This is a genomic window from Anabaena sphaerica FACHB-251 (assembly GCF_014696825.1).
Classification (GTDB): Bacteria; Cyanobacteriota; Cyanobacteriia; order Cyanobacteriales; family Nostocaceae; genus RDYJ01.
Window position 1 is genome coordinate 46,707 of the sequence record NZ_JACJQU010000011.1, and the last position, 13,336, is coordinate 60,042.

Sequence of the window (13,336 nt, forward strand, 5' to 3'; positions counted from 1 at the left end):
TTGGTCATTGTCAGAATCAGGATTTACAGGATTTGATGATTTACTGGATTTTAGAAAGAAATGGTATGGGGATTTTTTTAATGAAATAATTTTTCGATGTTACAGCATATTGCCGGTAAGTGAGGTACAAATAAGTTGAATCATCTACTGCAAAAGTCATCATTGCTTATTTCATTATGCCTGCCATAGAAAATCCCATACTTTAATTATATGTGTCCAAATAAACCAAGATATATTGTAGTGATAAAATACTTCATGTAACAGGTAATACCTATTTGCAAACTGTACTGGAGTGTAGGGAATGGCGACGCTGTGGAAGTTGTTGACAAGAAATATTTATCTTCGGGATTTGAACTGGGGACAAGGGGTAGAGGTAGTAAAAACTGGCTCAGAAGCCGCCAAAGCTGTGTTAGACCTGGCAAAAGCTGTCAATGAGCAAAAATCGAAGTTATCCGACCTCAAGCCATATGCAGAACAAATATCCTCGCTTCTAGATGTCCTCAATGGTCCACTTGTTCAGGTTGCAGGTGCAGTCATTCCCTTTGCACCCATCGCGCTGACGATGATTAAATTAATTATTGATCAGACCAACAAAGAGTTAAATTTAGAACAGTGTGTGGCATTAGTTAGCCAAGCTGCTTATTTAGAAAGTTTTCAGGAACTTGTCAGAGAACAGCCAGAATTAATAGAGAAATTAAATTTAAATAAATCTCCCGCTTCTGATGCAGTTGCACAGAAGATTAAAAAATTGGGTGAACAGGAATTAGATGAACGGGACGCGAAAAAAGCCATAGTTTATTTCCATGAATCCAAATTAGCGGCATCATTCAATGAAGTTTTACAACAACGTTTACAAGAAGCAGGTTTAGAAGCAGAAAAAGCAGAAATTTTAACTGAACAAGTAGCACGAAAAACCGATGAATATCTGTTCTCAGAACTGGTAAAAACTGGGGATAAAGTTAAGCAGTTAGTAGAATGGTATAGCGTCGGGGGGAAAGAACAACTAGAGAAATATTTGAGTATAGAAGATTATTTAGAACAGCAAATTAAACCCAAACCAGAAGAAAAGATTTTTGACGAAAAAGAAATTACCTTCCGGGATTTGTATGTTCCTCTGCAAGTGCGTCCAGTAGATGATAATGGTAAACCTGTTGGGGATGAAAAGCTGCAAATAGAGGAATGGGTGATAAAAATGCTAACTGACTCGGATAAACAACAGAAAGTTTTGTTTATTCAAGGTGAAGCCGGCAGGGGAAAGAGTGTTTTTAGTCGGATGTTTGCTGATAGGGTGCGGCGAGAATTACACCCCAGTTTTACGCCGATTTTAATTCGCTTGCGGGATTTACGGGTGTTAGGGGATAATCTGACTGAAACTTTGAAAAAGCATTTAGAAACAGTTGATTTTGTTCAAAGTGATTCTGGTTGGTTGACGGATAAAAATACTCAATTTTTATTTTTGCTGGATGGATTTGATGAACTTTTGTTAGAAAGAAGAGAAAGCAGAGAAGCGCAAGAAGTTTTACAGCAAGTAGAGAGTTTTCAAAATAATAGCCATCATCGGTTTTTGGTGACAGGTCGCCCTTTAGCATTGCAAAACATTGAGCGTTTGATTACACAAACCAAATGCTTAACAAGAGTCGAACTTCAGCCGATGGATGATGAAATTAGGGAAACATGGCTGAATAAATGGGAAGCTAAATTTGGTAATCAGGAAACAACTGAATTTAAAGAATTTTTAGAATCTTGTCCTGAAGAAATTCAAGAGACACTAGCACGAGAGCCTTTACTACTTTATCTCTTAGCAAGAATGCACCGGGAAAAACATTTTAATGCTCAGATGTTTGCAGGTGCAGAAGGAATTAAAGCCAAAATTCGCATTTATGATGAGTCAATTAAATGGGTTTTAGAAAAACAGCGTCAGGACGAAAACCTACGTTTGGCTGGACTAGAAAGCGAAGATTTGCGAGAGTTTTTAACTGAGGTGGCTTTGTGTGTGGTGCAGTCTGGTAATGAATCTGCCAATATCAAAATGTTAGAGGCAAGAATTAAAGACAATCAACCCATTGCCAATTTACTTCAGCAAGCCAGAAAGGAGATACCCTACGAAAAGCTGACAGAACAGAAAACATTAAATAACCTAGTAACAGCTTTTTACATTAAACCTGCTTCTGGGAAAGAAGGCGGTTCAATGGAGTTTGTTCACAAAAGCTTTGGCGAATTTTTATTTGCAGAACGATTGGTAAACAGTTTTTGTGATTGGACAGATCAAGTTACCAAGCGTAACCGTCAAGAAGACTCAGTTTCAACAGATGTGATGGATAAACAAATTTATGATTTGTTGGGTTATGGAAATTTAACGCCGGAAATTGTTGAATATTTGATGGGGTTGTTAGCTGAAAGATCAGAATTTAATGCTAAATGCTATGTAAAACTGTTCCAAAGATTGGAGGAATTTTACCTGCGTTGGTGCGATGGAGAATTTATTGATGCACCTCCAGAAACAGAAATCTTGCCTCTGTTTAAGAAAGAGCAGTTGAAGAAGCTATTACCAGAGCGAGAAAAACATTTGGGACTGCGACAGGTGGATGTGTACACGGGACTGAATGTGTTGATTTTGCTGTTGGAGTTGCATCGTTACGCTAAATTTAATGATGACTTGAAAGATGACATCAATTTTCATCCTTGTGGTCAGCCTAATACAGAGGGGTTTGATGACGAATGCTTACTTCGCATAATTGGCTATAGTCAGTGCTTAGGTGCTGACACCTTTAACAAAAATCTGGGATTTTTCCTCAGCCATGCGAACCTTAGCGGTGTCAACCTTGATGGTGCCGACCTCTACAAAGTCAATCTCAGTCAAGCTGATCTCAGCAATGCTAAACTTAAGGGTGTCGATCTCCAATCAGCTTTGCTATACGGTGTTAATCTCACCGGAGCGTACCTTAACGGTGCTGACCTTTATAATGTTAACCTCAACGAAGCTGACCTTACAGAAGCTGATCTCATGGGTACTAGTTTAACCGAAGCTGATCTCATGGGGACGATCCTCAATGATGCCAGCCTCAACGGTGCCGACCTTAATGATGCCAACCTTATCGGTGCGAAGCTTTTTGGTACTATTCTTGAAGCAATTCAATGGAACAATAATACAAGATGGGTAAACGCTTTGTGGCTGCATGAAGCTTTAAACGTTCCCTCAGAGTTGGCACAACAACCATTGTTTTCAGCTGCGGTGGCGTTAAGTGAGGGGATGAGTTTGGTAGGAGAAGGTAAGTTTGCAGAGGCTATTCAAGCTTACAATCAGGCTTTAAGCATAGACCCTAATTTACAGATTTCCGCCGAATCTTGGAATATTCTAGGTTGGTTTGGTACTCTTCATGGTGATCCTGCTGATGTAATTTATGCCTGTGAAAATGCAGTTGCCTCAGAACCAGAAGATAAAATATGGCAAGATAGTCGAGGACTGGCTAGGGCATTAACAGGTAATTTAACTGGAGCATTAACAGACTTTCAATCAGCAGTAGATAGCAATGCGCTTGATTACTCAGAAGTTGATAAACAGCGCCGACTGCGTTGGATAGAAGCACTCAAAGCAGGTCTAAATCCTTTTACTCCAGAGGAATTGGAGGAAGTGCGAAAGGCTGAGGGGATGTTTTAAACTTACGTCAGTTCGATGAACCTCACCCCAACCCCTCTCCGACACGGAGAGGGGCATTTTAACCCCTCATTGGCAACATTAAATTAAGTTTTTAAGCCTCTCCAGTATTAAATGTTATTCCTTTTCCCTCTCCTCTTAGGAGAGGGTTAGGGAGAGGTTTGGAGAGGGGTTATTCCGTAAACTTTATGACTTTTTAAACATCCTCTTAGGGGTTAAGGTGATCTATTATTTATCTTTTTTATAACTATCAACAGCAACACGCAAATTACCTTTATGCGCTGTTAATAGTTGTTCACCAGCGGTTTTATCTAAACCAGTCCACTGCATTAATAAAGCCAGTTTAACCTTCGTGCCACTGCGTTCTAGTAAAAAACCCGCTGCTTCCCGACTTAAACCGGTTAAATCTTGTAAAATTCTTAAAGCGCGATCGCGTAATTTTTGATTTGTAACCGCTACATCAACCATGCGATTGCCATAAACTTTACCTAATTTCACCATCACCCCGGTAGAAAGCATATTTAAAGCTAATTTAGTTGCAGTACCAGCTTTCAAGCGAGTTGAACCGGCTAAGATTTCTGGCCCCGTTAACAAGCGAATATCAATATCAGCTTCAAAATCTACTTGTTCAGCAGGAACACAGGCAATAAAAACAGTTAAAGCACCCCGTTGACGGGCAGCATTTAAAGCACCGTGAACATAAGGAGTAGTTCCTCCAGCGGTGATACCGACGACTACATCAAGTTGAGTAATTTGACGTTGAGCGATCGCACTTTCTCCATCTTCTGCCAAATCTTCTAAACCCTCAGAACTGCGTAACAGCGCCCCTGCACCACCAGCGATAATACCCTGTACCAACTCTGGGGGTGTGCAGAAAGTAGGCGGACACTCAGCCGCATCCAACACCCCTAATCTGCCACTGGTTCCCGCACCGATGTAAAATAAACGCCCACCTTGATGTAAACGCTCCGCCGTGCGTTCAATCGCTGCTGCTAACTGAACCTTAGCCCCTGCCACTGCCTCTACAGCTTTTTGGTCTTCATGATTAAATAACTCCACCAACTCCAGAGAATTGAGTTGGTCTAAATTCAGACTATTAGGATTTACCTGTTCTGTGAGGAGATGCCCGCGTTCCTGCAAATTTGTCATGTTTGTTAGTTGTCAGTTGTTATTCTTCCCTGTTCCCTGTTCCCTATTCCCTGACTAACTACAATAACCCTTCTAGTCGGCGACGGAGGCTGTCTAGATCAGAATCAGAAATTTCCGTTTCTGTCTCGCTTGCTGAACTAGGACGGTAAGAATCATCAGTGTCTTGGTTTTGGGCGTTCACTTGCCAATCAGTTTCTTCTACATTCAATTCTGGAGGAGTGATCACCAAATTACTATTTTCTGGCACAACTTCCCAGTCAAACCCAGCACCTTCACAAAATTCCTTGATATCGTCAGCATTCATCATCTCCACTGTAGGAGTTGGGAAATCTTGAGCTTCTAACATTAAAGCAAAGCGTGTAGCGTCATCCTCTGACTCGAACATCATGATTGTATTGCGATCGCCCACCCGAATCGAGTGAATTCCTTCATTATCAGTGCCAGCATTGAAAATTAATACAAAAACACGCATCATTCATCCTTTGAGTTCACGTCTATATTATTTCCATTAAAGTTCTAGATCGTGCCTCTGGTAAAGCCAACTATAGACCGAAAGGTATATTTTTGCCGATTTGAGGGAACTTAAGCAATAATTATGGTAATCTCTGGCTACAACTTGGGGAAAAAGTTAACTGGTCTTTATATATGTGCTAATTATAAATAGCAGTTTGCCAACTAGCTGCGGCCATTTCCAGAGTGAAAACCCATGTCTAACTCTTCCAAACAAGATCAACAGACTCCAACCACAGGTCGCAAACGCCTATGGTTGATGATATTGAGTCGTGGTAGCATGGCTTTAGGAGCATTGTTACTACTCTTAATCATCGCTGGTATTTGGCGGTTACGGGATTTTATTCAAACAGAGTTAGCACCTTTAGCACAAAAAAACCTCACTAATACCCTCAACCGTCCCGTTGAACTCGGACAAGTAACAGAATTTTCCCTCACAGGAGTCAGGTTTGCTGCTTCAGCTATCCCCGCAACAGCTACAGATCCAGATCGGGCAACTATAGAAGCCGTAGACGTGGGTTTTGATCCTTGGCAGTTAGTTGTTAACCGCCAACTAAAATTAGATGTCACTCTCATTAACCCAGATATTTATATTCAACAAGATAACAAAGAACGCTGGATCACTACCACTATAGCCCCCGCAGGAAAACCAGGACTAATTAAAACCGACTTAGATAAACTGCGCTTTCGCAATGCCAAGCTCGTCTTGCTAGGGAACCAGAGAACGGGGGAAGCAGGGGAGCAGAGAAGAAATATTAATTTCCCAGTCCCCAGTCCCCAGTCCCCAATACCTGTGGTATTTTCGGGGTTATATGGAACTGCCCAACTTGTAGAAAATAACCAACTGATTAAGTTTGACGTAGCAGGAAAACCTGAGAATGGTGGTAATATTTTTCTTCAGGGAAATATCCGCGCCCAGTCAACTTTAGAAGGTAACTTAAGGGTAAAAACGCAAGATTTATTGGCAGCAGATGTTACTCGTTTGATTAAGTTACCACTAGATTTACAAGCTGGTCGGGTAAATGGTGATTTACAAATTCAATTGATACCACAACAACCAACTTTATTAGATGGCTCCGCTGCTTTACAAGGGGTAACGCTGCAAATACCAAAAGTACCCCAACTATTGAGCAATACTCAGGGAAATATCAAGTTTCAAGGATTGGCAATAGAGCTAGATAATATAGTTAGCAATTATGGCAAAATTCCCTTAGTAGCTACAGGTATTATTGACCGGGACAATGGCTTTAAATTAGCAGGACGTGTTAATGCAGTAAGTTTATCAAATGCCCTAGAAACTCTCAAAGTTAAATCACCTTTCCCTGTAAGTGGGGTAGTCAAAGCAGATTTACAGATATTGGGTGGTATCGACAATCCAGTGCTTTCTGGAACAGTTTCTAATATCAAAACGGCTCAAATTGATAAAGTCGATTTTCAGAAAGTTAGTAGTAAATTTGAGCTTTCTACTCGTGATTCTCTGATTACTCTTAAGGATATTCAAGGCAAAACTACATTAGGCGGTGAAGTTACGGGGGCGGGAAAAATCGCCCTTGGTAAAGTACCGCAAATAAATGTTAATTTAACAGCCAAAAATGTTCCGGGTGATGCGATCGCTAAACTTTATAATAATAATATTAACTCTACATTCCAAATCGGTACTGTCTCAGCTACAGCTAACATCAGCGGTGCAGCTAATAATGTTCAGACTCTAGTTAAATGGCAAGCTCCACAAGCCACCTACGCTGCTACTGGGGAAACAATTATCAAAGCAGATCGTACTGTTGATTTTCGTGATATCGCTGTCAATATTGCTGGTAACATAGTGCGGGGTTATGGTAGTTATAATCGTCAAAGTTGGCAAGCTGTAGCTGTAGCTTCTGGTGTGAAATTAACACCATTCCTCAAAGAAGAACAACTCGAAAATATTTCTTTGGGAGACGCAACATTTAACGGTAAGTTATTAATATCAGGAACTTCTGAAAAATTTCAAGTTACTAATATTCGTCCAGAAGATGCAAATATTGATATTGCTGGCGGTAAAATTGCTATTTCTCGTCTACAGTTAGAAGATAAAAACTTTGTGGCTGACTTGATAGCCCAAGATGTGCGTTTGGGGAAAATATTAAAACAATCTCCTCCAATTTTAAATAATCCCATCGCAGGTAAATTCACTATTGCAGGTAATACCGAAAATTTCAGCCTCAATACTTTTGGTGCTATTGGTGAAGGCCGTCTAGAAGTTGGTAATGGGACAATTACAGCTAAGAATATTCAAGTTAGTAATGGTCGCTATAAGGCGCAAATTCAAGCTAAAAATGTACCTGTGCAGAGATTAGCAGATGTTCCACCTCAATTACAAGGTGTGTTAGCTGGTCAGTTCAATGTTGCCGGTTCTGTGGAGTCTTTTAAACCGCAAACTATCCAAGCTGTTGGTCAAGCACGGCTAAATATTGCAGGGGGAACAGTTACAGCGTCTAATATCCAACTTGCTGATGGTCGTTACCAAGCTGTAGTTAATAGTTCAGGGGTACAATTAAATCGCTTAAATAAACAATTACAAGGTCAATTTGCAGGTCAATTACAAGTTACTGGGATTGTCGGAACTGCGAAATTAGCTGATGTACGTGCTGCTGGTCAGGTGCAGTTTAGTAGGGGGATTCCGGGAATTAATTCTCCTTTAAATGCAGCGATTGTTTGGAATGGTCAACAACTCACTATTCCCCAAGCGAGAACTCCAAATTTAAATGCCAGTGGTTACATTTTAGCCAATGCTCAACAGCCAGGTATACCCGAAATTACTCAATTAAATCTGAATGTGCAAGCGCAAAATTATGACCTGCAAAAATTACCTTTTAAATTGCCTAATGCTGTAGATGTCGCCGGAAAAGTAGATTTTAGAGGACAAATTACAGGAAAACTCACAGCACCAAATGTTGTTGGTACTTTAGGTTTGCGAAATTTGCAAATTCAGAAATTTGCCTTTGAACCATTATTAACTGGTGAAATTAATTTGGTACAAGGACGGGGTTTAAGTTTGGATGTTGCTGGTGAACGGGACAGATTAGCAGCTAGATTAAATGCCAATAATCAACCTAGCGCCTTTTTGGTACAGTGGCAACAAGCACTAGCTACAGGTGAAGCTAAAGGAGATAATTGGGCAGTTAAAGTCAATAATTTTCCCTTACAAGCTTTAAATTTAAATTTACCTAATAATCCAATTTTGGGTAAAGGTGCATTAGCTGGGTTGTTGACCGGAGATTTGCAGGTTAATCAAAAGACATTAGCAACTAGGGGAAATATTGCGATCGCCAAACCGCAACTTGGTAGAATTAAAGGCGATCGCTTTACCACTCAGTTGAACTATAACAATAATATAGCCACCCTCACAAATAGCGAATTTACCGCCAACCAAAGCCGCTACCTCTTTGACGCTACCCTCCAACAAACCACCACAGGTCCCCAACTCCAAGCCAAAATTAATATTAACCAAGGCAACATTCAAGATTTGCTCACCGTTGCCCAGATATTTGAACTCCAAGATTTACAAAGAGGTTTAACACCACCAAATTACGGCACATCTGCGGATTTAGCAACCAACCCGCGAGGCTTACCAAATCAACCTTTATTAACTCAAATTCAGCGTCTAGCAGAAATTGATGCACTCATAGCAGCAGAAGAACAAAAACGGTTGGAATCTGAACCAATACCAGACTTAAAAGACTTAAAGGGAATCTTTAACGGTGAAATTGCCATCAATACCGCTACAAAAAACGGACTTGCAGTGCAGTTTGACTTACAAGGACAAAACTTTACTTGGGGTAGAGAAACAGAACCCAATCGTTTTTATCGGGCAGAAAAAGTCATTGCTGAAGGTAGTTTTGAAAAAGGCGTTTTGCGGTTACAACCTTTACGCATTGAAGCTAAAGAAAGACTTATCGCCTTTACTGGTAATATCGGTGGTGAAGAACAATCAGGAAAATTAACAGTCAATAATTTTCCCATCCAACTATTAAATAATTTCGTCAAGTTACCAGTTGGGATTGCAGGTAATCTCAACGTTGATGCTGCTTTAGCTGGCAGTATAGCCAACCCTCAAGCTAGAGGACAATTGGAAATCACAGAAGGAACACTCAATCAAAAACAAATAGAATCAGCTACCGCAGGTTTCAGTTATACCAATGGACGCTTAAAATTTGGAAGTCAGGTGGTAGCTGCTGGACCCGAACCTGTTAACATTAGTGGTGATATTCCCTATAAATTACCATTTGCATCTGTAGAACCAGACAACAATCAAATTACTCTGGATGTAAAAGTAAAAGATGAAGGTTTAGGATTATTAAATCTGTTCACCAATCAAATAGCCTTCGAGAACGGAGAAGGAGAAGTAGATTTAACTGTCCGGGGAACCAGACAACAACCATTAGTTAAAGGTATTGCCTCTCTGAATAATGCCACATTTGTAGCTCAAGCATTACAAGGAAAGCTCACCAATGTTTCTGGAAGAGCGGAATTTGATTTTGATAAAGTAGTAGTAGAAAACCTCCAAGGTCAATTTAGCAATGGTAAAATAGAAGCCACTGGAGAAATCCCCATTTTTAATAGTCAAGACATCACAATCAATAATAAATTCCGTGTTAACCTAGAACAATTAACATTAAATCTCAAGGGATTATATCAAGGCGGTGCAAGTGGGAATTTAGAAATTACTGGTTCTGTATTGCAACCTGCAATTGGTGGTGAGATAGAATTATCAAATGGTCAAGTTCTACTAGCAGAATCTAACACCGCTACTTTATCTAAAACTAGTTCTGATTTATCCACCTTTGCAGCTAATAAACAAAACAAAATCAGTGATGTTGAAAGTGGAATTACAAAGTTAAATGATTTAAAAATTAAGCTAGGGAAAAACGTGCAAATAGCGCGTCCACCTGTTTTCAACTTTCTAGCATCTGGTGATTTAACTGTGAGTGGTTCTTTAAGTGATCCTTTACCCACAGGAACTATCAGATTAACTAAAGGTGGTGTAAATTTATTTACTACTCAATTCACCTTAGCTCGCAACTATCAACATACTGCAACTTTTAGAACGTCTCAACCGCGTGATCCTGAATTAGATATTAAGCTATTTGCTAAAGTATTAGATGGAATCCAAACCAGTGATTTGAGCAGACAAGTTTCTACAGGGTTATCAGCATTAGAAACCGTGCGCGTTGAAGCAATAGTCAAAGGTCCCGCTAGTCAACTGAATGAGAATTTAGAATTGAAAAGTAGTCCTAGCCGTTCACAAACAGAAATCGTCACTTTGTTAGGAGGTGGGTTTGTAGACACCCAAGGACGTGGTGACAGTACATTGGGTTTAATTAATATTGCTGGTTCGGCTGTTTTCAATAACTTTCAATCGGCATTTAACCAGATTGGTGATGTTTTTGGTTTAAGTGAACTGCGACTATTTCCTACTATTCTTTCTGATAAACCTGAAGCCGGTAAAAGTAGTTCGAGTTTAGAATTAGCATTAGAAGCCGGCGTTGATATTTCTAGCAGATTTTCTTTTTCTAGTATCAAAATTTTAACAGCTAGTGACCCCTTCCAATGGGGGATTAATTACAGAATCAATGATGATTTTCGTGTCCGCGCTTCCACAAATTTAACTGATGATAGTCGTGCAGTTGTTGAATTTGAAAGAAGATTTTAGGTAACTCGTAATTCAATACTGTTCGGTTAAGGCTAAAAAACGAAAATACGTAGGTTGGGTTTCGTGCCTCAACCCAACATTTTCAATGTTTTGTTGGTTTTATACAATGGGTTCTTTGCGTGGTCATTTTCGTTAACCGAACAGTATTGGGTTGGGGGGATCAATCAGTGTGATAATAGTTCCAAAAACTTTTGAAAAAACCTCTTAGAGGTTGTTTGAAAAGTATTAGATGAAACCAATAATCTTCAGTAACCTAACCCCCCTTTCCCCCTTCCCTACGAGGGAATGGGGGTTTCAAAGCCTCTCCCCGCGTCGGGGAGAGGTTTGGAGAGGGGTTTATTTATACATTCAAAACTTTTAAAACATCCTCTTAGAAGTTCGCCTTATTTTTTCTCAGCACAACCTTCTAAAACCCTGTTACCTAACATCAAAATAGCCGAATAGGGGTAACTTTTATCTGACATCCCATCACCACAATTGCTGACTTTTTTCAGAATTAACATATTGTTTTCCCTACCTCTAAATCGGTAAACTCTAACTAAATCCGTCGGTCTTCCTTGGGCTGTTAATGGTGCTGCATAAGGGAAAGTTTGCTGTTTAATTTCTGGTGAACTGTAAACTATTCCCCGTTTGCTAACAGTCACACTCCAAAAGGGTTCCGTCCCTCTAGCAGTGAATTCTTCAATCTTAGATGATTGGGCAATACTCTGATCAGACACTAATAAAGTAGAACTAATACCCAATACAGTGATAGCTGAAATTAAGAATTTCATGATTAGTAATTTACTTCCTACAAACTAGGTTTTTTCCAACAATCAGATAGGATTCCTATATTATAGCTACAAAAATCAGAGCTATTTATCTCATGTTTCAACTTAACCTAGTACAACCCCAATGGGTAGAAAAACTTGAAAACTTGTTTTTCCTGGTTGAGAGTGGAGGTTTATTTGTCCGTGATGTTTATCAACTATGAGATTATGAACAATATCCAAACCTAACCCACTACCTTTACCAACTCCTTTGGTGGTAAAAAACGGTTCAAAAATGCGAGACTGAATTTCTGGGGGTATACCAGGACCATTATCAGCAATTTCTACTATTAAATAGTCATGATTTTGGAAAGTACGTATGCAAATTTTACCTTTTCCATCTAGGGCATCAATAGCATTATCAATTAAATTTGTCCAAACTTGGTTGAGTTCACTACCATAGGTGCTGATAACTGGTAAATTTTCTCCATACTCCCGTTTTATATCAATCCCACCTTTTAATTTATGACGAAGCATGGTGAGAGTATTTTCAATTCCTTCATGGACATCGACTTGATGAACTTGAAATTGATTAATGTGAGCATAGGATTTAACAGATTTTACCAACTCCGAAATTCGGGCGCTACTTTGGGCAATTTCTTTAATTAATGTTGTAGTTGTTAAATTAGCCGCTAACCAATGAATGACATCATTAATAGCATCATCAGGAATTTGAGAAGTGAGAAATTCTAGTTTTTGCCTATCTAAACCAGCATCAACCAAAGTTGAAGTAATTTCCCAACCTTTGCCTACTTGATGTTCTTCCAACCAATCTGTAATTTCATCTTCCAAATCATTTTGCAAAATCAAATCAATTTTAGCAGTAGAAATACCAGCTTGTGCTTGAATTTGGAAATCAGCTAAAAAATCTAATTCTTCTTTAGCAAATGAATATTGATTCAGTCTTAAAGCTAAAGTTTGTGCTTCCTGAAAACGAGTTTGTAATTCTTCTGCTACCCTCGCTCCTGCTGCGGCTGGATTTTTCAACTCATGAGCAATTCCTGCTGATAGTTTACCCAGAGATGCAAGTTTTTCCTGTTGTTGTAATTGTTGTTCAACCGTTTTTGTTCTCGCAGCTAAAGTGGAGATAACAATATCAGCCAAAGGTGGAAAAGTAGCAATAATTTGTTTAAAAGTTTTGAGTTCTAATTTGAGTACCCGACTAGCTAAAGTTGCATATCCACTCACAATAGAATCAGCTTCGGTAAGAATAGAAAGCTCACCAATAAACTCACCGCGTTGATGTTGGGCAAGTATTTTTTCTTGTCCACCTATTTGCTTTGTTACCTGAATTTCTCCTTCTAAAACAACATGAAAATCATAACTCCTATCTCCTTCTTTAAATAAACACTCACCTACACTCAAATCAATCTCCGCTCCATATTTTTGCAGATGCTGTAAAACCTCATCTGACAACTTAGGAAAAAGAGTAGGAGAATTATTGGATTCTTGCAGCATAAAAAACATCTCAGAAGAAAAAGTTCTGGAATTTTTGACTTTTAACTTTTAACTTTTGACTTG

Annotated in this window: 6 protein-coding genes; 2 read left to right on the forward strand and 4 right to left on the reverse strand. The window is 39.3% G+C overall.

Annotated features, from left to right (window positions below; genetic code table 11):
- Positions 1 to 301: 301 nt before the first annotated feature.
- Positions 302 to 3,658: an NACHT domain-containing protein gene (locus H6G06_RS17570; protein WP_190562429.1), complete on the forward strand. Its 3,357-nt coding sequence runs from the start codon at positions 302 to 304 to the stop codon at positions 3,656 to 3,658.
- A 225-nt stretch (positions 3,659 to 3,883) separates the two neighbouring features.
- Here the strand turns inward: H6G06_RS17570 and murQ are convergent, their stop codons facing one another.
- Positions 3,884 to 4,804 (reverse strand): N-acetylmuramic acid 6-phosphate etherase, encoded by a 921-nt coding sequence (murQ, locus tag H6G06_RS17575; protein ID WP_190562431.1) that lies wholly within the window; start codon positions 4,802 to 4,804, stop codon positions 3,884 to 3,886.
- Positions 4,805 to 4,862: 58 nt separating this feature from the next.
- The gene (locus H6G06_RS17580; protein ID WP_190562586.1) at positions 4,863 to 5,276 is read right to left on the reverse strand and encodes a DUF3110 domain-containing protein; all 414 of its coding nucleotides are present in this window, start codon (positions 5,274 to 5,276) and stop codon (positions 4,863 to 4,865) included.
- Positions 5,277 to 5,510: 234 nt separating this feature from the next.
- Between H6G06_RS17580 and H6G06_RS17585 the strand changes: the two genes are divergently transcribed.
- A complete protein-coding gene (locus tag H6G06_RS17585; protein ID WP_190562433.1) occupies positions 5,511 to 11,006 on the forward strand; it encodes a translocation/assembly module TamB domain-containing protein in 5,496 nt (1,831 codons plus the stop codon).
- A 383-nt stretch (positions 11,007 to 11,389) separates the two neighbouring features.
- Here H6G06_RS17585 and H6G06_RS17590 read toward each other — a convergent pair whose 3' ends face one another.
- Both H6G06_RS17590 and H6G06_RS17595 read right to left on the reverse strand, forming a co-directional pair.
- A complete protein-coding gene (locus H6G06_RS17590; protein WP_190562435.1) occupies positions 11,390 to 11,779 on the reverse strand; it encodes a COG3650 family protein in 390 nt (129 codons plus the stop codon).
- Between the two features lie 102 nt (positions 11,780 to 11,881).
- A complete protein-coding gene (locus H6G06_RS17595; protein ID WP_190562437.1) occupies positions 11,882 to 13,273 on the reverse strand; it encodes an ATP-binding protein in 1,392 nt (463 codons plus the stop codon).
- Between the last annotated feature and the right edge of the window lie 63 nt (positions 13,274 to 13,336).